The following is a 21160-nucleotide window of genomic DNA, read 5'->3' on the forward strand; positions in this document are numbered from 1 at the left end:
GCGTGAACTGCGGGGCGCCTTCATTCAGATAGTACGTGACGGCTCAAACCAAACGGCTCTGCTCGGTCGCGGCCTCGATGAAGCTCTTGAACAGCGGATGCGGATCGAGCGGACGGCTCTTCAGTTCCGGGTGGTACTGCACGCCGATGAACCACGGATGATCGGGATACTCGATCGTCTCAGGCAGCACGCCGTCGGGCGACATGCCGGAGAAGACGAGGCCGCAGTTTTCCAGCCGGTCCTTGTAGTCGACGTTGACTTCGTAGCGATGACGGTGACGCTCAGAGATATCCGTCGAGCCGTAGATATCCGCGATCTTCGTGTCCTTCTTCAGCGCCGCCTTGTAGGCGCCGAGGCGCATCGTGCCGCCGAGGTCGCCGGCTGCGTTGCGCTTCTCGAGTTCGTTGCCCTTGACCCACTCGGTCATCAGGCCGACGACCGGCTCATCGGTCTTGCCGAATTCGGTCGACGAGGCCTTCTCGATGCCGGCGAGATGGCGGGCCGCTTCCACGACTGCCATCTGCATACCGAAGCAGATGCCGAAATACGGAACGTTGCGCTCGCGGGCGAACTGCGCGGCGAGGATCTTGCCTTCCGAGCCACGCTCGCCGAAGCCACCGGGCACGAGAATGCCGTGCACCTTCTCGAGATACGGAGCCGGATCTTCCTTTTCGAAGACTTCCGATTCGATCCACTCGAGATTGACCTTCACCCGGTTGGCGATGCCACCGTGGTGCAGCGCCTCGATCAGCGACTTGTAGGCGTCCTTGAGGCCGGTGTACTTGCCGACGATCGCGATCGTGACCTCGCCCTCGGGCGTGCGGATACGGTTGCAGACCTCTTCCCAGGGATCAAGACGCGGCTTCGGAGCCGGCTCGATGCCGAAGGCGGCAAGAACCTCGTTGTCGAGGCCTTCCTTGTGGTAGGCGATCGGCACGTCGTAGATATTGCCGACGTCGAGCGCCTGGATGACGGCGGATTCGCGCACGTTGCAGAACAGCGAGAGTTTGCGGCGCTCTGCTTCCGGAATTTCGCGATCGGCGCGAACCAGCAGGATGTCGGGGTGAATGCCGAGCGCCTGCAGTTCCTTGACGGAGTGCTGCGTCGGCTTGGTCTTCAGTTCGCCGGCGGCTGGGATGTAGGGCATCAGCGTCAGGTGGACGTAGACGGCGGTACCACGCGGCAGGTCGTTGCCGAGCTGGCGGATCGCTTCCATGAACGGCATCGCCTCGATATCGCCGACCGTGCCGCCGATCTCGCAGATGACGAAGTCGTAGTCGTCATTGCCTTCGGTGACGAAGTCCTTGATCTCGTTGGTGACGTGCGGGATCACCTGGACGGTCGCGCCCAGATAGTCGCCGCGGCGTTCCTTGTCTATGATGTTCTTGTAGATGCGGCCGGTGGTGATGTTGTCGGTCTTGGTCGCCGAGCGCCCCGTGAAGCGTTCGTAGTGGCCGAGATCGAGATCGGTTTCCGCGCCGTCGTCGGTGACGAAGACTTCGCCGTGCTGGGTCGGGCTCATCGTGCCCGGGTCCACGTTCAGATAGGGGTCGAGCTTGCGTAGCCGCACCCGATAACCACGGGCCTGCAGCAACGCTCCGAGAGCCGCGGCCGCAATTCCTTTACCGAGTGAGGAAACCACGCCGCCAGTGATGAATACATATCGCGCCATGGGAGCCACCGGATACCTTTTCAAAAACGATTCCACCAGCCCTAAAATTCATTTCCGGAATTTTAGGGCTTTAATTTTCACAGCATTCTCTCAGGCATCGTCGATGCGCGCGCTGTGACAAGGAATCTGAACAAAAGAAAACCGGCAGACCCTGGGGCCTGCCGGCGGTTATGTTTTCGGCCTCTTACTGCCCGCTGGGGACAGTGGCCGGAGCCGGAGCGGCAGGCGTCGTCGCCTGCGGAGCTGCCGGAGCAGTTTCAGTCGTCGGTGCCGGTGCTGCCGGGGCTGCGGGAGCCGTAGCGGCAGGTGCAGCCGGCGCGGTGGCGGCAGGTGCTTCGCCGCCGGTCGGTACGCCGTTGCCGGCGGGGGCCGCGGGTGCTGCCGGAGCGGCCGCGCCGTTCTGGCCGCCGAGCGAATCGAGAATGCCGTTGCCCTGCCCGCTCGTTGCCGGAATGCGGTTCAGGATGTCCGTCGGACGGCTCTCGTAGCGGTTCAGGATGCCGAGGCCGAGTGAGGTGATGAAGAACAGCGCCGCCAGGATGGCGGTGGTGCGCGTCAGCGCATTGGCCGTGCCGCGTGCGGACATGAAGCCCGAACCGCCGCCGATGCCGAGACCGCCGCCTTCCGAGCGCTGGATGAGCACGACGCCGACAAGCGCCAGCACGATCATGAGATGAATGACAATCAATACGGTCTGCATGGGTCCAGTCCTGCCCACGCGACGCGGGCATCAAAGTAAAATTCTGGCGCTCTTTACATGAGGTGATCGGCTATTCCAAGCCCTTCGGCCCGGAATATACACGCCTCTAGGCAAGCAGCGCTTCGTATGCGCCGTAGATGGCGAGGAAATCGGTCGCTTTCAAGCTCGCGCCGCCGATCAGCGCACCGTCAACATTGGCGACGCCCATCAGCTCCTTCGCATTGCTCGGCTTGACCGAGCCGCCATAGAGGATGCGGAATTTGCGGCCGCTCTCGCCGAAGCGGGCCACGAGCTCGGAGCGCATGAAGGCATGCGCCTTCTCCACGTCTTCAAGCGTCGGCGTAACGCCGGTGCCGATCGCCCATACGGGCTCGTAGGCGATGACTGCGTTCTCGGGCGTCGCACTCTCCGGAACGGATGCGGACAGCTGGCGCTTGATGATGTCGAGCGCTTGGCCGGCCTTGCGTTCGTTGGCGGTCTCGCCGATGCAGATGATGGCGGTGAGGTCCGCAGCCGACGCGGCTTCAGCCTTGGCACGCACCAGATGGTCGGTTTCAGCATGGTCGGTGCGGCGTTCGGAATGGCCGACGATAACATAGGTGCCGAAGCAATCAGCGATCATCTCGGCGGAAATATCGCCAGTATGGGCACCCGATGGGTTCTGGTGGCAATCCTGCGCGCCGATCGCAAGCGGGCTGTCGGTGCAGAGTGCGGTGGCGACGTAAAGCAGTGTCGCGGGCGGGCAGATCAGCGCTTCGACCTTCGAGGAAAGCGGGCCTTCGACACCTGCAGCAATCGCCTTAATCTGATCAAGAGAGGCGCGAGTGCCGTTCATTTTCCAGTTTCCCGCCACCAGCGGGCGCACGTCAGGGGTCATGCCAGCTATCCCATTTTTTCGATATCCAGCGGCCATAGCAAAAGCTCGCCATAATGAAAAGGTTGTGGACCCTTACGTAAGGGAAATAAGGCTGATTTCGCGCGCAAATGCTTAAAATTTGTCGGTCGTGCTGCCTAAACTCTGACGTTCAAGGCGACCGGCATGGTGGTGAAAACACGCATGGGTTTTATGCGGCCTTTCTTGTGAATGCCCGACCTTGAAGACGATGTCGTCAGCCGGCGAAAATCCAGTTCAGCGTTTGCCGCCAATCAATCATGCGGATCGGCGTTCCGTGGTTGCCGGTCTGGTAGAGCGTGAAATGGGTGGGGTAACCCGCCTTGTGCAGCTTTCCGAAGAGCGCCTGCTGGTCGGCGGCCGCATAGACCGGGTCGCGGCTGCCATGCGCGAACCAGAGCGGAAGCTTCGCCTTGTAATACGGGCTCTTGATGAAGTCGGGATCGGTCACGCCGCTGGTGATGATCATTCCCTTCAGTCGCTTCACGCTGTCGGCATCGCGGGTCACGCCCCAGCACACCTGGCTTCCCATGGAAGCGCAGGCGAGGATCACGGGCTTGCCGCCCGACTGTTCGCTCGAATAGCGGATGAGGCCGGCGATGGCGGCAACGCCGTCGCTGTCGAATGTCTTGACCGTCGGTGAGTAGTAGACGCCGCCATTTCCCGCGGTGAGGTTTTTCAGGCGGTTGAAGTTGCCGCCGAATGTATAGTCGTTGGCGCCGAGCCGGCGGTCGCCGTTCCGCCCGTGGATGAAGATGACGGTGAATGCCGCGCCGCTGGATGGTCCCACCCTGGTGACATCGAGCCGGCGGCCGTCGAGCGACAGCGTCTCGTCGGTCTGGCTTTTCTTTACGCCCAGTGAAACATATTTCTGCTGAGCCCGCTTTTCCGGGATCTGGTCGCGGCCGTTAATATCCCGCATCTCGTCGTAGTCGATGACCTCGAAGTCGCCGCCATCGCCGGTCTGCAGAACTTTTTGTGTGGAAAACAGCTCGTCCTTGTAGGGAGGAAGCATGTCGGCCGCCCTGACCTCGGCAGCGCCGAGCAGCAAAAAGGCCGCAATTGCCGTGATAATTGTGCAATGACTTGTGGACATTCGCATGCGCATGGTTCCCTGGGCCTCTTGGCCGCTTGCCATTCCTCGCCCGTCAACGCAAACCATTTCCTGAGAAAGTCCGCCGGACAGGGCGGCGTCGCGTAACGAGGCGCTTTCTGGCAGAATCTGCCTGATTCGCAAACGTGACATCAAATGCGGTGATTTTGGGTCATGCCCCATGAGGGCGACCCGCGACAAGATGAAGATCTGAACGGCTCCATGGACGACAGCAACGACCTCTTTTCCGCACAGCCCCTGGTACAGAAGCAGGAGTCAGCACCGAAGGCGCCGGAACCGGCTGCCAAACCGGCCGTGGCCGCAGCGCCCGCCCCTGCAGCGGCGCGCCCCGGCCCGGCCAGCTCGACCTCCGACGATTACGGCGCGTCCTCGATCCGCGTTCTCGAGGGCCTGGAGCCGGTGCGCATGCGTCCCGGCATGTATATCGGCGGCACCGACGAAAAGGCGTTGCACCACCTATTCGCCGAAGTCATCGACAACTCGATGGACGAAGCGGTCGCCGGGCACGCCAATTTCATCGAAGTGCATCTCGATGCAGAGGGCTTCCTGACCGTCAGCGACAACGGCCGCGGTATCCCGGTCGAGAACCACCCACAGGTTCCGGGCAAGTCGACGCTCGAAGTCATCATGACCAAGCTGCACGCCGGCGGTAAGTTCGACGGCAAGGCCTACGAGACGTCGGGCGGTCTGCACGGTGTCGGCGTTTCCGTCGTCAACGCGCTCTCGGATGTTCTCGAAGTCGAGGTCGCGCGCAATCGCAAGCTCTACCGCCAGCGCTTTTCGCGCGGCATCCCGCAAGGCGGGCTCGAAGACCTTGGTGACGTTCACAACCGCCGCGGCACCCGCGTTCGCTTCCATCCGGATCCGCAGATCTTCGGCGATCACGCCAAGTTCGACGCCGGCCGTGTCTTCCGCATGGCCCGCTCAAAGGCTTATCTTTTCGGCGGCGTCGAGATCCGCTGGAGCTGTGATGCTAGCTTGGTGCCCGAGGGCGGCGAAATCCCCGACAAGGCGGTCTTCCATTTCCCCGGCGGCCTGAAGGACTATCTGCAGGCGACGATGGGCAAGGATTTCACCGTCACCCGCGAGATCTTTGCCGGCAAGACGGAGAAGACCAGCGGCCATGGTTCGCTCGAATGGGCGATCACCTGGTACGGCGGCGACCCGCAGGTTCACTCCTATTGCAACACCATTCCGACACCTGAAGGCGGCACGCACGAGGCCGGCCTGCGTATCGCGCTGACCAAGGGCCTCAAGGCCTATGGCGAACTGACGCAGAACAAGCGCGCCGCGCAGATCACGACCGACGACGTGATGATCTCGGCCGTCGGCATGCTCTCGGTCTTCATCCGCGAACCCGAATTCGTCGGGCAGACGAAGGACAAGCTCGCCACCGTCGAAGCCCAGCGCATCGTCGAAAACGCGCTGCGCGACCCCTTCGACCACTATCTTGCCGACAACCCGAACGAGACGGCCAAGCTGCTCGACTGGGTGATCGAGCGCGCCGAAGAGCGCCTGCGCCGCCGCAAGGAAAAGGAAGTCAACCGCAAGACCGCCGTGCGCAAGCTGCGCCTGCCCGGCAAGCTTGCCGATTGCTCGCAGAATACCGCCCAGGGTGCCGAACTGTTCATCGTCGAAGGGGATTCGGCAGGTGGCTCGGCCAAGCAGGCGCGCAACCGCGCCAATCAGGCGATCCTCCCCTTGCGCGGCAAGATCCTCAACGTCGCCAGCGCCGGCCGCGAGAAGCTCGGGGCCAACCAGCAGCTCTCCGACCTCGTCCAGGCGCTCGGCTGCGGCACGCGATCGAAGTATCGCGAGGAAGACCTGCGCTACGAACGCATCATCGTCATGACAGATGCCGACGTCGACGGCGCGCATATCGCATCGCTGCTGATCACCTTTTTCTATCAGGAGATGCCGGAGTTGGTGCGCGGCGGACACCTGTTCCTTGCCGTGCCGCCGCTCTACAAGATCACGCAGGGTGCGAAATCGGCCTATGCGCGCGACGACCGCCACCGCGCGGAGCTGATGGAGACGGAGTTCAAGGGCAAGGCGAAGGTCGAGATCAGCCGCTTCAAAGGTCTGGGCGAAATGCTGCCGGCGCAGCTCAAGGAAACCACCATGGATCCGAGCAAGCGCACGATGCTGCGCGTGCTGATCGACGAAGTGGATTTCGAGGGAACGCGCACCGCGGTCGACGATCTCATGGGCACGAAGCCAGAAGCCCGCTTCCGCTTCATCCAGGATCGCGCCGCCTTCGCTGAAAACCTTGACATCTGAGGTTTAGGATCAGGCTCAGTCGAGCCTGATCTCGATCACCGTCTTTACCGAATTGGCGAGGAAGCAGAGTTCGTGCGCCTCATGGTGCATCCGCTCCTCCAGTGCCCTTTCCGGCGCCTCGCCGGAATAGACGACGCGCGGCCTGAGCTCAACGCGGCTGACCATCGTCCTGCCGTCGATCGTCTCCATCACGCCGACGGCATCGTCGACATAGCTGTCGATGCCGATCCGCTTCTTCGACGCCAGCCAGAGATAGAACAACATGTGGCAGCTCGACAGCGCGGCGACATAAGCTTCCTCGGGGTCGACGTTCTCCGCCACCGCATAAGGCAGCGGCACGTTGTGCGGCGAGGCGGACGCCGGAACGGTGGCGCCGCCGTCGAACGACCATTCATGTCCGCGGCTGTAACGCCCGTCGGTGAAACTCCCCTCGCCGCGCGCCCACGCCACGCGGGCTGAAAACGTGGTCATATCGATCCTCCTTCATTCACTGGCTCGAACAACAAAGTCTTCGGCTTTGTCATAATTGATTGCGGAAATTAAAGTTATGGAGCCTAGTATGAAAACTGCGGCCACAGCCAGGGGTGGCGGCTCGCATAAATCGGCCACGACGCTTGCGCCAGGCAGGCGCATGGCCCATATGCGTTAGGTAATAAAAAAGGGGGAAACAGAAGACGTGAGCCTTCCGAACAATAGCAATATGCAGCGAGAGTCTCGGTGGCTCGGCCCATCCGCATCCGCGCGTACGCCTCTGATCCCCTCGATCTCCGCCGCACGCTGGCTTTTGATCCTCGTTGTCGCTGCGGGTGTCTACTTCTTCTACGGCTTCGTCGTCCCTGTCCTCGCGGCCCTCGTCATCGGTTTCGCCAGCTGGCCGCTCTATCGCCGCCTTCTCTATCGCACTGGCGGCAACACCACGGTGGCCGCCACCATCGCCATCGTCCTCATTCTAACCTTCCTGATCATCCCGATCGTCTTCGCCATCACCTACACGACCGGCGAAGTACGCGAATGGGTCGTCTGGATGGTTCACGCCAATCGCGACGGCGCGCCGACCCCAATGTGGATTGTCTCGCTGCCTTTTGCGGGCCCCTATCTCGACGAGGCCTGGACCAAGTATATCGGCAGCCCCGGCGCCATGGGCGAAGTGATCCAGGCGGTCAGCGGCGCCAATATCGGCAATATCTATCGTGCCATACTGGCCGCCGGCGGCGGTGCCTTCCACCTGTTGCTGACGCTGCTCTTCATGATGATCGCGCTATTCTTCGTCTACCGCGACGGCGCCTCCTTCTCGAAGCAGATCGACATGCTCGGCGAGCGCATCCTGCCGAACCGCTGGGAGCGCATTTCGCGCGTCGTTCCGGCCACGATCAGCTCGACCGTCATGGGCATGACGCTGATCGCCATCGGCGAAGGCATCGTGCTCGGCGTCGCCTATTGGGTCGCCGGCGTCCCCTCGCCCGTCACGCTCGGTGTGCTTACGGGAATCATGGCGCTGATCCCAGGCGGTGCGCCGCTGTCGTTCACGCTGGTCTCGGTCTATCTCGTCGCCAGCGGCTCGCATGTGGCCGGCGTAGCCCTTTTCGTCTGGGGAACGGTCGAACTGTTCATCGTCGACAAGACGCTCCGTCCCAAGCTGGTCGGCGGCCCGATCAAGCTTCCCTTCCTGCCCACTTTCTTCGGCCTGATCGGCGGCGTGAAGACAATGGGCTTCCTCGGGCTTTTCATCGGTCCCGTGCTGATGGCCTTGCTGGTCGCGATCTGGCGCGAATGGATGCACGAGGTGCGCAATGCCGAGCCGTTGGATGCCGGCCCGCAGGTCATCATCGACGAGCAGGCGCCGCCGCCCAAGCAGCGCGCCGCGGAAGGCTGATCATCCGATCCGCTTTTCCATGAACAGGCTGAGCGGATCCGGCAGATAGCTGCCGAAAGGCTCGATCTCGACATAGCCGTACTTGCGATAGAGGCTGATCGCCTCGGGCTGGTAGATACCCGTCTCCAGCCTGACAGCGGTGAGCTTCTTATCGCTGGCGCGCGCCTCCATGGCGTTCATCAGCCCGCTCGCCACCTTCAGCCCGCGGGCCTCGGGATCCACGAACATCCGCTTGATCTCCGCCGTGCCGTCGCCCGCCTCCACCAGCGCGCAGCACCCGACGATCTCGCCGCCATGGCGCGCCACGAAGAAGCTCACCGTTGGTTTCTCCAGCGTAGAGAGATCGACCAGATGATTGCTTTCCGGCGGATAAAGCGACTGCGCATAGGCATCGGAAAGGTCGAGCAGGCGCACGACGCCGGGTTGGCGGGGAGATTCCAGGGCGATGGTGAGAGACACGGTATTTCCTGCTGTTTTTTGGTCGGAATGCGCACCTGACGAAGAAAACTTAATGCGGGCGCCATTTTTCGGTTGGAATTGCTGCCTCTAAGGGAGGCACTCTGTCAGTATTGCAAAGGGCCGAATATGCAAGCCGTTCTCATCGCCATGACCATCCTCGGATGCAACGACGCCGTCACCCAGTGCAACTACGTGGCGACGGTCGAGAAGCACTGGGAGACGGTCACGCTATGCGATGCCGATTCGGAAAAGCAGCTGCGACGCTATAGCAATGTCAGCTATCCCACCGTCATCGCCGTCTGCGAGCCGCCGAAATCACCACTGCCGCCCGAGCCGAAAGTCGCCGCCGCACCCGTCCCGCAGCCCGGGCCGCAGGCGCCGGAGCAGCACAGCCGCTTTGCGGCCTTCGCCGACCGCATATCCCACGAAGTCCGCTCCTACCTGCCGACACGCAAATCGGTGCAGGCAACGCTGGAGAAGCCGGTCCATTATGTGTCGGCAAGCTATTCCTGGGCGGTGAAGAAAATCGAGAACTAGCACAAGCGTTCGGCTGCCGAGCCTTATGCCGCGGCGGAGGCAAGATAGGCGTAGCTTCGCGCCGACTGCCGCTGTTCGGCGATGTGCAGCTTTTCGACCATATCGAGCAGCTCCTGCGCGGAGCCATCAGGCGTCCTGTGGTGCCGGAACTGGTCGAGCAGGCGCCCGCAGACGTTGCCGAGCATCGTGCCCGAACTTTTGCGGGAGGCCTCGCGCCAAAGCAGCGTCGCCTCGACGAAGATGACGCTGATATCGCGTGCCAGCCCCGCCGATTCGTAGAGCGCACGGATCGCATGCATCCGCCCCGTCGCGAGGATGGAGCGCACGCGTCGCTCGTCGCAGCCCGTGAGGTTGACGATGGCGCTGGCGAAAAAATCGACCTTGCCGCAGCACAGCGCGTGCATCAGGAAAGACGGCGTCAGCCGGCCGCAAACGCGCAGATGTTCGACGAGATCGGGAATTTCGCGCGGTGAGATCTCGCCGGCCATCGAGACGACGGCGGTCTCCGTCGCCTCGCGGGTGATGCGCTGCAGGCGCATCGTGCCCACGGTCGCCTGCGCCAGCGGCAGGTTCAGCAGCGCCTTGCTGACATGCTGCGTGAGCAGCTGCCGCGCATCGGCCGGCAGATCGTAGCGATCGAGTAGCAGCGTGCGAAGCTCGCAGCAATCGCCGAGCCGCTCGGCGATACGCTTCAGGGAGGCGGGCGCGATCGATGCACCTTCGTTCTCCAGAAGGCAAAGCACGTCTTCCTCCTCGCCGATCTCGGCTAGAGCGGCACTGACGGCGCGTGAAATGGTTGGGCGTGCTGCGATCAGCATGCGGGTCACGGCACTACCGCGCGCAGCGAGATCCACCAGATCCGTATCCGACAGGATTGGCGAGCACGTCACGGCGTGGCAGGCGATTTCGGGCTGGTCGACGGCAAGCGAAAGAACCAGGGCGCGCGGCGCGGCGGGCGACCATGCGATGGCTTCGGCCAGCGCCAGCCGGACGTTCGGTGCGGGATCGTCGAGAAGGTAGGTCATTGCCATCTCGGCGGCCTTGCGCTCCTCGGGCTGCATGTCGGATTGCAGGTAGGCCCTGCCAAGCGCGCTCGCAGCCCGGGCCCTGTCGCCGGCCTTGGCTGTTTCCGCCCAACGAAGAAATGCGTCTACGATCACTCGCCTGCCCCATGCCCGAACGCGATTCTCTCGCGACAGGATTAGGCTAGGCTGAAATGGTTTATGATTGGTTCACCATATTCTTTAAGGTCGCGTTCATCGCTGCAGGAGCCTTTCCGGCGTCATACGCGCGGCCGGAGCATCTCGAACACGTCGCTGGCCTCGCTGTAATCCATGTAACCCATGCGCCCCACGGGCCGCGCGAGCGTCATGTCGAGCCGTCCGTCGCGGATGATGGCTTCATCAATGTGGATGCCGACGACCTGGCCGAAAACCATGATGTTGTCGGAAGCTTCGCCCGACAGCGACTTCGGCTCGATGATCTCGGTCACCTTGCATTCCAGCACCGCGAAGGCTTCCGCGACATAGGGTGCATCCACGAGTTCGCCCTTGCGCGCCGTTAATCCTGCGAGCGCGAATTCATCGACGCCGTAGTCGACGGCCGCCGACGAAATGTTCATCTGCTCGACAAGCTCGCGGCCGACGAAGTTGCAGGTGAATTCACCGGTCTCGGCCGTATTGCGCGCGCTGTGCTTGCGGCCGGCCGAGGAAAACATCACCAGCTTCGGCCGGTCGGACACGGCGTTGAAGAAGGAGTATGGCCCGAGATTGATCGAGTTGTCTGCGCCGCGGCTGCCGATCCAGCCGATCGGGCGCGGCGACACGATCGCCTTGAACGGATCATGCGCCAGCCCGTGCTGGTTCCTGTCGGTGGTATAGAACATCAGCTCTCGCCGCCGACCCAGGTGACGGTCTCGGAAAGCTCCGGCCGAGGCCGCTCTACGGCGGGGAAATCGGTCGAACCCATGTGGATGAAGCCTGCGACCTTCTCGCCTGGCTTGACGCCGAGCAGCGGATAGGCGCGCTCATCATAGGCAAACCATTCCGTCAGCCAGTTCGCGACCCAGCCATGGGCATTGGCGGCGAAGATGAGGTTGAGGCAGACGGCACCGGCCGACATCAGCTGCTCCCACTCGGGGATCTTCACATGTGGGCCCGCCTTGCTGACGACGGCGACGACGACCGGCGCGCGGGTAAAGCGGGCGCGCTCCACCTGGATCATCTCGTCCGACAGTTCAGGCTTGACCGCCAGTGCAAGCGCGAGCAGTTCCTCGCCGATTCGCGCGCGCTCCTCGCCGCGGTAGACGATGAACCGCCACGGCGCGATCTTGCCGTGATCGGGCACGCGCGACGCCAGCCGCAGGATCTCCTCGATCTCGGCCTTGTCGGGGCCGGGCTCGGACATCTGGAACGCGGGAATGGAGCGGCGAACGCCGAGGTAGTCGATCAACTTGATATCGGATTTCATGCAGCGAAGACTTTCATTTTCAGGGGCGTATCGGGGATGGGTCTTGAATTTGCCATCGCATTGGTCTTGAAGTGGCCTCTGTGGTTTCAGATGTCAATTGGTTGCCAAAACACATGCCCGGCATAATGCCCACCGCGCGCTTGAGCCTAGCGGCCCTAATGGTCGCCCTCGCCCCTTTCGGCGCAAGGGGGCAGGATGCCTTCCAGGAGTTCAAGCAGCTCGACACGACGGCGAAGATGCCGAAGCTCAATGCCTTCATCGCGCCGGGCAACGTGCCGGCGGGCTCGAAGCTGCATGCGGTTGCGCTGGAGGCGAAGCTGACGGCATCGGGCGAACCCGTGCAGGACGGGCTTTCCTGGTACGTCTTCAGCCCGATTGCTGGCACGGACGGCAAGCTGCCTCTGATCGCGAGCTCGAAGGGCGGCTCGGCCGATTTCCAACTCGCCGCCGGCGAATATTTTGTCAACGTCTCCTTCGGCCGCGCCGGTGTCACCCGGAAGCTGGTCGTGCCCGACGAGGGCGTGGTGGACAGGCAGACCATGGTGCTGGAGGCCGGCGGCCTGCTGCTCAACGCTGTCTCGGGCTCCGATGTCCGCATCCGTCCGGATCAGCTGAGCTTCTCCATCTATTCGGCGGAGGTGCGCGGCGATGGCGAACGCGGCCTAGTCATGGCCGACGTGCCGCCGAACACTGTCGTGCGCCTCAATGCCGGCACCTACCACATCGTCTCCGAATACGGCGACACGAACGCCTCGATCCGCGCCGACATCCAGGTCGAGGCCGGCAAGCTCACCGAAGCGACGATCCAGCACAAGGCGGCCCAGATCACCTTCAAGCTGGTGTCTGACAAGGGCGGCGAGGCGATCGCCGACACCGCCTGGTCGATCCTCACAGCGGCCGGTGACAGTGTCGGCGAAAGCGTCAGCGCTTTCCCGACCCTTGTGCTGGCCGAAGGCGAATATACTGCGGTCGCCCGCAACAAGGACAAGATCTACCAGCGCGACTTCAAGGTGGAAGCCGGTCGCAATACCGATGTCGAGGTCCTGATGCAGGATGTCCAGCCGGATGAGCCGGGCAATGCCGCCACGACGCTTGAAACCCAGGCGCCGCCGCAGGATGCGACCACTGCCTCCGGTCCTCACGCCCCGCTGCCGACTTTCGATCAACTCGAAGGCTCCGCGAACAGCGGCCAGGACGCGGACTGACGGCCGCTACGTCGTTGTTCCAAGACGAATAAAGAAAACCGCCCGGTTGCGATAGCCAGGCGGTTTTCGTTTCAGGTCATTAGATCAGGCTCAGGCGGCAGCCCTGGCCTTCTTCGCTTCGTCCTTGCGGCGCACGTCAGGAGGCGTTGCTTCCAACGACAGGCTGGCAATCGCCTCGTCGAGCGACATTGAGGTCTGTTCCTGGCTGCCGAGGCGACGGATGTTGACCGTGCGCTCCTCGGCTTCCTTCTTGCCGCAGACGATGATGACGGGAACCTTCGTGACCGAGTGTTCGCGGACCTTGTAGTTGATCTTCTCGTTGCGGAAGTCGGTCGAAACGTTCAGGCCCGCCTCACGCAGCGCTTCGGCAACCTCGGCTCCATAGCCATCGGCTTCCGACGTGATGGTCGCGACGACGACTTGCTGCGGCGCGATCCAGAGCGGCATGTGACCGGCGAAGTTTTCGATCAGGATGCCGAGGAAGCGCTCCATCGAGCCACAGATGGCGCGATGGATCATGACTGGCTGCGTCTTTTCCGAATTGCTGTCGATGTAGAAGGCACCGAAGCGTTCCGGCAGGTTGAAGTCGACCTGTGTCGTGCCGCACTGCCATTCACGGCCGATTGCGTCCCTCAGCGTATATTCGAACTTCGGCCCGTAGAAGGCACCCTCGCCCGGCAGGATGCCGGTCTTGATGCGTCCGCCGGACTGCTCCTCGATCGTCTTCAGCACGTCCATCATCACGCTTTCGGCGCGATCCCAGAGCGCATCGGTGCCAACGCGTTTGTCCGGGCGGGTCGAGAGCTTGACGACGATCTCCTTGAAGCCGAAATCCTCGTAGACCGACAGGATAAGGTCGTTGATGCGCAGGCACTCGGCCGCCATCTGCTCGTCGGTGCAGAAAACGTGGGCATCGTCCTGCGTGAAGCCGCGTACACGCATCAGGCCGTGCAGCGCGCCCGAGGCTTCGTAGCGATGCACCGTACCGAACTCTGCGAGACGGATCGGCAGCTCGCGATAAGACTTCAGGCCGTGCTTGAAGATCTGCACGTGACCCGGGCAGTTCATCGGCTTCAGCGCGAAGACGCGGTTGTCGGCTTCCTTGTCGTCGGGATGCGTGAAGGCATAGGCCGACTTCACCGCGAACATGTTTTCCTGATACCAGCCCCAGTGGCCCGAAGTTTCCCACAGCGAGGAATCGAGCACCTGAGGCGCGTTCACCTCTTCGTAGGTGCCGGCCAGACGACGGCGCATGTAGGAGGTCAGCGTCTGGAACATCCGCCAGCCCTTGCCATGCCAGAACACGACGCCCGGACCCTCTTCCTGGAAATGGAACAGGTCCATTTCGCGGCCGAGCTTGCGGTGGTCGCGCTTCTCGGCCTCGGCGAGAATGTGCAGGTAGTTGTCCAGCTCAGACTGCTCGGCGAACGCCGTGCCGTAGATGCGCGAGAGCATGGCGTTGTTGCTATCGCCACGCCAATAGGCACCGGCGACCTTCATCAGCTTGAAGGCCGTGCCGATCTGGCCGGTGGAGGCCATGTGCGGCCCGCGGCAGAGGTCGAACCATTCGCCCTGATTGTAGATCTTCAGGTCCTGCCCCTCGGGGATCGCATCGACCAGCTCGACCTTGTAGCTCTCGCCCTTGGCGGCGAACACTTCCTTGGCCTTTTCGCGCGACCACACCTGCTTGGTGAACGGCGCGTTGCGGGCGATGATCTCCTTCATCTTCTTTTCGATCTTCGGCAGATCTTCCGGTGTGAAGGGCTCGTTCTTGGCAAAGTCGTAATAGAAGCCGTTCTCGATCACGGGGCCGATCGTGACCTGCGTGCCGGGCCAGAGCTCCTGCACGGCTTCCGCCATCACGTGCGCCGCATCGTGCCGGATCAGCTCGAGCGCGCGGCCGTCGGTGCGGGTGATGATCTCGATGGTACCCGGAATGACGGGATCGGAAAGGTCGCGCACCGTGCCGTCGATCGCGATGGCGACGGCCTTCTTGGCAAGCGACTTGGAAATGGATTCTGCGACATCCTTGCCGGTTGCGCCGGCATCATAGCTGCGCACGGAACCATCGGGAAATGTCAGGGAAACGGATTGGGACATTCAGAATTCTCCTTGTCCAGTCCCGCCAACGAATGCGGGTGGTTGCAATGATGCGGTCTACCGCAGCGTGATGCGAATAATATTAGTCGGGATTCAATGCAACACTTTGCTCGAGTGGTTACATTGTAAACAGCTTCATCCTGTTGGGTGCATTGCACCGGTCAACTATCTGTGATTGCATCGGCGTTTCAGAATCGAAGTCGCAGGTGATCCGAATGTGGTTTGAGATTCAGTCTTTTGTTCGTAATTATATTTTGCCAATCATTGGAGCTGTCGCAGCGATCGTTGGTCTGACGGTAACTTTTTCACCAAGGATTCGTGAATGGTTGAAGCCTGGCCCCAATCCTGGTCAAGCCAAGACTGCTGCAGCGATCGTCTATCGCGGAAATGAAGTCCTTATGGTCAGGCGACGAGGAAGGGGAGAGCCTCTGACGTGGTACTTTCCCTCGGCCTCTGTTAAAGGAGGGGAAGAGCCTGCTGTAAGAGCGCTTCAGGAAGTTCGGGCGGAAACAGGGGTTGAATGCCGCTGTGAAAGGAAATTGGGAGAGCGGAAGCACCCCGACACCGGTGTCTACATGTATTATTTTGCTTGTTCATTTATTTCGGGAGACGCCACAAATCTCGACATCGGCGAAAATTCCGGTGTCGAATGGGTTCTAGCAGCCGATGCCGAAAAGCGAATGCGTACAAATGTCTTCGAGCCTGTTCAGAAATTTCTACAGGAGCTGAGGAATGAAGAGCAGTAGAAAAATCGATAGCCTGGCAAGCCCGGATGTCGCTCTGGCCGTTGTAATCGACGAGGATCGCGTGCTCATGCTGGAGCGGCGTGACGATGCCGAACTGTCGTGGGTGTTTCCTGGCGGCAAGGTCGCGCCGGGTGAATCACCCGAAAATGCTGCCCGACGGGAGCTTTATGAAGAAGCCGGCATTCTGTGCAATGTCAGCAGGTCGATCGGAACCCGTGTTCATCCCGATACACATCGGGTCATCGGTTATTTCCTCTGTGAGCCTCAGGAACTCTCCGCTCGCGTAATGGAACCACATCTATTTTCGAATGTATCCTGGATGACGTTGAGCGAATTGGAAGCTTCTATCAAGACCAGTTTGTTTGCGCCGGTTAGAGCAGCAATATCCGAAAAAGCCCGCAAATACGGCGGACGCCGATAGCGTTCACGCCGTCTTCCGGCCAAGCGCGAGATACCGCCACGGCGTCCACCAGTGAAACCGCCGCTCCAGCGCCTCCGGCACCGGATCCAGTCCGCTCGTCCCTCCCGGCCCGCAGCGACCGACGCGAAACAGCGTCATCCAGCCGCCGGGCCACAGGCCATGCCGTGCAATGGCTTCGTAGCCGTATTCGGAACATGTCGGAATATGGCGGCAGGAATTGCCGATGAAGCCGGAGAGCGTCAGTTGGTAGAACCGGATGAAGCCCATGCCGAATAGTCTGTCCGGCGTCTTGCGGAATGGACCCCGGTAATTGCGTGAAAATGCTGGCTGCTTCCTCGGTGCGGCGGCTGCACCGCCGTCGTCCTCGTCCTCATGGTCGGGGATGGAGCAGAACTGGCACATGGCCGCTCACGCTTCCACCGGCTGCGCGCGGCTTGCCTCGATCTGGCCGATCGCATCGACGACCGCGTCGAAGGTCAGCATGGTCGAAGCATGGCGGGCCTTGTAGTCCTTGACCGGCCGGAGGTACCGCATGTCCTCGAACCGCCCCGATGGCCCCTCGCCGTCCGCCTTCAGCATGTCGATCATTTCGCCGCGCGCCGCGCGCACCTCGTCCGCTGTGGCGCCCACCACGTGGCGGGCCATGATTGAGGACGAAGCCTGTCCGAGCGCGCAGGCTTTGACGTCGTGGGCAAAACCGCTCACCCTGTCGCCGTCCATCTTCAGCCAGATCTTCACTTTTGAGCCGCACAGCTTGGAGTGCGCCTGGGCACTGGCATCGGCATCGGCCAAGCTGCCGATCAGCGGGATATTGCCCGCGAATTCGAGGATTTTGCTGTTATAGATGTCGTCCATCTCGAATTCCGCTCCGGATTCTCTGCGGATCGGCGCTCACCCTGTTGTCGTGTCTCAGACAAAAAACACATTGTCTCCTGTTCGAAGACTTACATAGGAGGGCCGGTTTCCTATATGTATGTCGTTCGAAGGCCAGAAAAATGCAATGGCCTCGTGTAAGTTTGATTGGGAAACCGTGCCGGAAGGGCCGCGAGTAACCGCCCCGAAAGCCCCGGAGCCTGCCAAAGGTGCATGTAATTCCCGTGAGTGGGATTTGCCAGTGGCTAGTCCGAAAGACGGTCCGCGATGCGGATCAGGAGACAGTTGCAACATGGACGCCATCGTAAAGAACTTTCCGCAGACGGCATCTGATTCATCCCGCCCCACCCAGAAGGAAGCCGAAGACGCGGTGCGCGTCCTGCTTCGCTGGGCCGGCGACGATCCGGCGCGCGAAGGCTTGCTCGACACACCCGCGCGCGTAGCCAAGGCCTACCGCGAACTTTTTGCCGGCTACGAGATGGATGCCGAGGACGTTCTAGGCCGCACTTTCGAAGAGGTCGCCGGCTATGACGACATGGTCCTCGTGAAGGACATCCCGTTCTTCTCCCATTGCGAACACCACATGGTACCGATCATCGGCAAGGCGCATGTCGCCTACATGCCTGACGGCAAGGTGCTCGGTCTTTCCAAGATCGCCCGCGCCGTCGAAATATACGGCCGTCGCCTGCAAACCCAGGAAACCATGACCTCGCAGATCGCCAAGGCGATTGATGAAACATTGCGTCCTCGCGGTGTTGCGGTCATGATCGAGGCCGAACACATGTGCATGGCGATGCGCGGTGTGCAGAAGCAGGGTTCCACCACATTGACGACAACCTTTACTGGGACTTTCAAAACTGAGCCGGCTGACCAAGCCCGCTTCATGACCATGGTTCGGAGCCGCTGATAAGGGCTTCGCTTGAGAAAGCAGCAACGATGCCCTTCGCCTTCAATGCGCCGTCCGAAGACAAATCCGAACTTGAAGATGCCGGCGATTTCACGCCACGCTTTGACGATCGCGGCCTGATCACGGCGATCGTCACCGACGCCAAGGACGGCGAATTGCTGATGGTGGCGCACATGAACGCCAAGGCGCTGGCGCTCACCATCCAGACCGGCCAGGCCCACTATTTCAGCCGCTCGCGCGGCAAGCTCTGGCTCAAGGGCGAGACCTCAGGCAACATCCAGACAGTCAAGGAAATCCGCACCGATTGCGACCAGGACGCCATCTGGCTGAAGGTCGAGGTCGCAGGCCACGATGCGACCTGCCATACCGGCCGCCGCTCCTGCTTCTATCGCACGGTCAATCTGGAGGACGGCAAGCCGATGCTTGAGATCGCCGACGACGAGCTGCAGTTCGATCCTCACGAGGTCTACAAGAAAGACAGCTGAACACACGCATCCGCATCATATTGAAACGGAATTTTACGCGATACACCGATTGGAAAGGGCAAAAGGGGCGCTAATATAGCTTATTGGGTGTTTACCGCAGGGAGGGCGGGCCGTGCTGAATTGGAACTTGTATCGGCAGTCCTCCGACGCGGTCACCTCTGATCCTGGCGTCCCCGCAATACCTGACATGAGCATTTCCCCTCCCGCCCCCGCGCCCAAAAAAGCCCGCATAGCGCTCGCGCTCGGCGGCGGTGCCGCGCGTGGCTGGGCCCATATCGGCGTGTTACGCGCGTTGGATGAGGAGGGAATCGAGGTCGGCATGGTTGCAGGCACCTCGATCGGCGCTCTCGTTGGCGGCTGTTACCTCGCAGGGAAACTTGATGAACTCGAGGAATTCGCCCGCTCACTGACCATGCGCCGCATCGCCAGCCTGCTGGATCTGACGATCGGCGGGAGCGGCCTGTTCGGTGGCATGCGGCTTACCAAGCGCATGCAGGAGCATCTCGAGGGTCTCACAGTCGAACAGCTGGACCGCCCCTTCGTGGCCGTCGCCGCCGAGGTCAATACCGGCCACGAGGTCTGGATCGGCAACGGCTCGCTGATCACGGCGCTGCGTGCTTCCTACGCACTGCCCGGCATCTTCGAGCCTATACGCAGCAACCAGCGCACGCTGGTCGACGGCGCCTTGGTCAATCCGGTGCCGGTTTCCGTATGCCGCGCCTATGAGCAGCCGCTCGTCGTCGCGGTGAACCTGAATTACGATCTCTACGGGCGCTCCGCCGTCGTGCGCCACAATGCCAGCCTGTCGCCGTCCGAGGTTCACAAGCGCGAGGAAGCGCCGACAACGCGGCTTGGCATGACCGGCGTCATGGTCCAGGCCTTCAACATCATCCAGGACAGGATCGCGCGGGCGCGCCTTGCCGGCGACCCGCCGGATATCTCGATCAATCCGCGCCTGAGCGATATCGGTCTGTCGGAGTTTCATCGCGCCGGCGAAGCAATCGCGCGCGGTTACGAGGAGACCAAGGTGCGGCTTCCTGAATTGAAGCGGATGCAGGATTTGTTCGCCGGCTCCGTGTGAAGCCGGCGAAACCGTCAGCCGGCGATATAGGCCTTGATCTGCTCGGCTTCCATCTCGACTTCCGCGATGCGCGTCTTCACCACGTCACCGATGGAAATGATGCCGGCGAGCTTTCCGTTGGCCTCGACGGGAACATGCCGGAAGCGGCGGCTGGTCATAAGCTCCATCAACTCGTTCACCGTCGAATCCTCGTGGCAGCGATAGACCTTGGCGGTCATCAGCGACGCGACTGGCTGATCGAGACAGGCGGCACCCGATTTGGCGATGGCATGGACGACGTCCCGCTCGGTGAATATGCCGGAAATCTTGTTCTCCATCCCGACGATGACGATGGCGCCGATCTTCTTCTTGCTCAGAATCAGCGCGGCTTCCGATACGGTCGTCTGAGGGCCGGCGGTGACGACATCCCTGCCCTTGATATCGAGTATCGCTTTGACTGAATTGGACATTGAACCTCCTATGCAGTGAATAAATCAGGCTATCACAGGCATCCGCGGCGGCTTCTCCTCCCATCACGGATCGGTTCGAATGGTGCACTCCAATCCTCAGGATTGCAATGTTTCAGTTTGTTCTGAAATGACAGGCTGCGCCGGCGGCTTACGGTCGAAGAGAGGAAACAGCAGGAAGCCGAAGAGGAAACCGCCGATATGGGCGTCCCAGGCGATGGCCTGTCCGTCGCCGCCGAAAACCGGCACGCCTGATGCGATCAGGATATTGCCGGCGAACCAGAAGATGATGAACATCAGCACGGTACGGCTGCGGAACGTTTCGATGACGGAAAGCCGTGGATTGAGATGTGCGGCCCGGTTTGGTCGCCGCTCCGGCGGAAAGGCGAAGCGGCAGGCAGCGCCCATGAGGCCTGAAATCACGCCGGAAGCGCCGACGAGCGGCGCCGGACTGCCCCAATTGAGAGCTGCGTGCAGAGCCGCCGCAGCAGCCGACGAAAGGATCCAGAATACAAGATAGCGGCCGGCGCCGATGCGTCGTGCAACCGGCGTCCCGAACGCCATCAGCCATAGGCTGTTGAAAAGGATGTGTTCGATGCTGCCGTGCAGAAGCGAGTAGGTCAGCGGTGTCCAGAACGGCTGCAGGCCCTGCTCCGCCAGCGACGTAGCGTAACGCAGCGGAATGAAGCCGAAATTGAAAAAGAGCCAGTCGATCGCGTTATCGGAAAGCAGAAGCGTCTGCACCGCGTAGATCGCGATCAGAACGGCAAGGCTCGCCAGCACCGGGCCTGGTAGATTGAAGGCAGGTTCGCGCTGCGGCTTTGTGGTGGGCTCCGTAGCCGGTTGCGGCTCGACCGAATGCTCGTCCATGTTCCTGCCTCATGTTTCGTGGCCGGTCCT

At 61.7% G+C, this 21160-nt stretch carries 23 protein-coding genes; 9 read left to right on the forward strand and 14 right to left on the reverse strand.

From position 1 onward, the window contains the following. Positions 1-43: 43 nt before the first annotated feature. From QTL95_RS19540 to QTL95_RS19555, 4 genes are all read right to left on the reverse strand, one after another. Positions 44-1672, reverse strand: a complete 1629-nt coding sequence (locus tag QTL95_RS19540; protein ID WP_289721590.1) for a CTP synthase — start codon at positions 1670-1672, stop codon at positions 44-46. Between the two features lie 184 nt (positions 1673-1856). After that, positions 1857-2372 (reverse strand): preprotein translocase subunit SecG, encoded by a 516-nt coding sequence (gene secG / locus QTL95_RS19545; protein WP_289721591.1) that lies wholly within the window; start codon positions 2370-2372, stop codon positions 1857-1859. A gap of 106 nt (positions 2373-2478) precedes the next feature. Continuing rightward, positions 2479-3249, reverse strand: a complete 771-nt coding sequence (tpiA, locus tag QTL95_RS19550; RefSeq protein WP_289721592.1) for a triose-phosphate isomerase — start codon at positions 3247-3249, stop codon at positions 2479-2481. A 232-nt stretch (positions 3250-3481) separates the two neighbouring features. Next, a complete protein-coding gene (locus QTL95_RS19555) occupies positions 3482-4366 on the reverse strand; it encodes an alpha/beta hydrolase (RefSeq protein WP_289721593.1) in 885 nt (294 codons plus the stop codon). Positions 4367-4579: 213 nt separating this feature from the next. Here QTL95_RS19555 and parE point away from each other — a divergent pair, with 213 nt between their 5' ends. Then, positions 4580-6658 (forward strand): DNA topoisomerase IV subunit B, encoded by a 2079-nt coding sequence (gene parE, locus QTL95_RS19560; RefSeq protein WP_289721594.1) that lies wholly within the window; start codon positions 4580-4582, stop codon positions 6656-6658. Between the two features lie 15 nt (positions 6659-6673). Here the strand turns inward: parE and QTL95_RS19565 are convergent, their stop codons facing one another. Next, positions 6674-7129: an OsmC family protein gene (locus QTL95_RS19565; protein ID WP_289721595.1), complete on the reverse strand. Its 456-nt coding sequence runs from the start codon at positions 7127-7129 to the stop codon at positions 6674-6676. Positions 7130-7358: 229 nt separating this feature from the next. Between QTL95_RS19565 and QTL95_RS19570 the strand changes: the two genes are divergently transcribed. Next, positions 7359-8531: an AI-2E family transporter gene (locus tag QTL95_RS19570; protein WP_289722413.1), complete on the forward strand. Its 1173-nt coding sequence runs from the start codon at positions 7359-7361 to the stop codon at positions 8529-8531. Here QTL95_RS19570 and QTL95_RS19575 read toward each other — a convergent pair whose 3' ends face one another. After that, positions 8532-8990, reverse strand: a complete 459-nt coding sequence (locus QTL95_RS19575) for a GNAT family N-acetyltransferase (RefSeq protein WP_289721596.1) — start codon at positions 8988-8990, stop codon at positions 8532-8534. A 126-nt stretch (positions 8991-9116) separates the two neighbouring features. Between QTL95_RS19575 and QTL95_RS19580 the strand changes: the two genes are divergently transcribed. Next, positions 9117-9527 (forward strand): hypothetical protein, encoded by a 411-nt coding sequence (locus QTL95_RS19580; RefSeq protein ID WP_289721597.1) that lies wholly within the window; start codon positions 9117-9119, stop codon positions 9525-9527. Positions 9528-9550: 23 nt separating this feature from the next. Here the strand turns inward: QTL95_RS19580 and QTL95_RS19585 are convergent, their stop codons facing one another. From QTL95_RS19585 to QTL95_RS19595, 3 genes are all read right to left on the reverse strand, one after another. After that, complete coding sequence (locus QTL95_RS19585) at positions 9551-10687, reverse strand: DUF2336 domain-containing protein (RefSeq protein ID WP_289721598.1); 1137 nt, start codon at positions 10685-10687, stop codon at positions 9551-9553. A 122-nt stretch (positions 10688-10809) separates the two neighbouring features. Beyond that, entirely contained in the window at positions 10810-11412 is a 603-nt protein-coding gene (locus QTL95_RS19590) for a flavin reductase family protein (RefSeq protein ID WP_289721599.1), read from the reverse strand. Further along, the gene (locus QTL95_RS19595; protein WP_289721600.1) at positions 11412-11996 is read right to left on the reverse strand and encodes a nitroreductase family protein; all 585 of its coding nucleotides are present in this window, start codon (positions 11994-11996) and stop codon (positions 11412-11414) included. The genes QTL95_RS19590 and QTL95_RS19595 overlap by 1 nt, the downstream gene beginning before the upstream one ends. A gap of 113 nt (positions 11997-12109) precedes the next feature. Between QTL95_RS19595 and QTL95_RS19600 the strand changes: the two genes are divergently transcribed. Next, positions 12110-13201, forward strand: coding sequence for a hypothetical protein (locus tag QTL95_RS19600; protein WP_289721601.1), 1092 nt, complete (start codon positions 12110-12112; stop codon positions 13199-13201). A gap of 90 nt (positions 13202-13291) precedes the next feature. On the opposite strand, the gene thrS is transcribed toward QTL95_RS19600, so the two are convergent. Continuing rightward, positions 13292-15301, reverse strand: coding sequence for a threonine--tRNA ligase (gene thrS, locus QTL95_RS19605; protein ID WP_289721602.1), 2010 nt, complete (start codon positions 15299-15301; stop codon positions 13292-13294). 215 nt (positions 15302-15516) lie between these two features. On the opposite strand from thrS, the gene QTL95_RS19610 reads away from it, so the two are divergent. Both QTL95_RS19610 and QTL95_RS19615 read left to right on the forward strand, forming a co-directional pair. Continuing rightward, positions 15517-16047, forward strand: a complete 531-nt coding sequence (locus QTL95_RS19610; RefSeq protein ID WP_289721603.1) for an NUDIX hydrolase — start codon at positions 15517-15519, stop codon at positions 16045-16047. Then, on the forward strand, positions 16034-16468 hold the full coding sequence (locus QTL95_RS19615) for an NUDIX hydrolase (RefSeq protein ID WP_289721604.1): 435 nt from the start codon (positions 16034-16036) through the stop codon (positions 16466-16468). Before QTL95_RS19610 ends, QTL95_RS19615 begins: the two co-directional genes overlap by 14 nt. Before the next feature lie 3 nt (positions 16469-16471). Here QTL95_RS19615 and yidD read toward each other — a convergent pair whose 3' ends face one another. Beyond that, positions 16472-16870, reverse strand: coding sequence for a membrane protein insertion efficiency factor YidD (gene yidD, locus QTL95_RS19620; protein WP_289721605.1), 399 nt, complete (start codon positions 16868-16870; stop codon positions 16472-16474). 6 nt (positions 16871-16876) lie between these two features. Then, a complete protein-coding gene (locus QTL95_RS19625) occupies positions 16877-17323 on the reverse strand; it encodes an iron-sulfur cluster assembly scaffold protein (RefSeq protein ID WP_289721606.1) in 447 nt (148 codons plus the stop codon). Between the two features lie 310 nt (positions 17324-17633). Here QTL95_RS19625 and folE point away from each other — a divergent pair, with 310 nt between their 5' ends. The 3 genes from folE to QTL95_RS19640 all read left to right on the forward strand — a co-directional run bounded on the left by folE (position 17634) and on the right by QTL95_RS19640 (position 19814). Then, positions 17634-18248, forward strand: coding sequence for a GTP cyclohydrolase I FolE (folE, locus tag QTL95_RS19630; RefSeq protein ID WP_289721607.1), 615 nt, complete (start codon positions 17634-17636; stop codon positions 18246-18248). A gap of 29 nt (positions 18249-18277) precedes the next feature. Further along, on the forward strand, positions 18278-18733 hold the full coding sequence (gene hisI / locus QTL95_RS19635; RefSeq protein ID WP_289721608.1) for a phosphoribosyl-AMP cyclohydrolase: 456 nt from the start codon (positions 18278-18280) through the stop codon (positions 18731-18733). 112 nt (positions 18734-18845) lie between these two features. Next, entirely contained in the window at positions 18846-19814 is a 969-nt protein-coding gene (locus QTL95_RS19640) for a patatin-like phospholipase family protein (protein WP_289721609.1), read from the forward strand. Between the two features lie 14 nt (positions 19815-19828). Here the strand turns inward: QTL95_RS19640 and QTL95_RS19645 are convergent, their stop codons facing one another. Further along, complete coding sequence (locus QTL95_RS19645; RefSeq protein WP_289721610.1) at positions 19829-20263, reverse strand: CBS domain-containing protein; 435 nt, start codon at positions 20261-20263, stop codon at positions 19829-19831. A 96-nt stretch (positions 20264-20359) separates the two neighbouring features. Then, on the reverse strand, positions 20360-21130 hold the full coding sequence (locus QTL95_RS19650; RefSeq protein ID WP_289721611.1) for a rhomboid family intramembrane serine protease: 771 nt from the start codon (positions 21128-21130) through the stop codon (positions 20360-20362). Between the last annotated feature and the right edge of the window lie 30 nt (positions 21131-21160).

This window comes from Rhizobium sp. S152 (assembly GCF_030380735.1).
Lineage (GTDB): Bacteria > Pseudomonadota > Alphaproteobacteria > Rhizobiales > Rhizobiaceae > Rhizobium.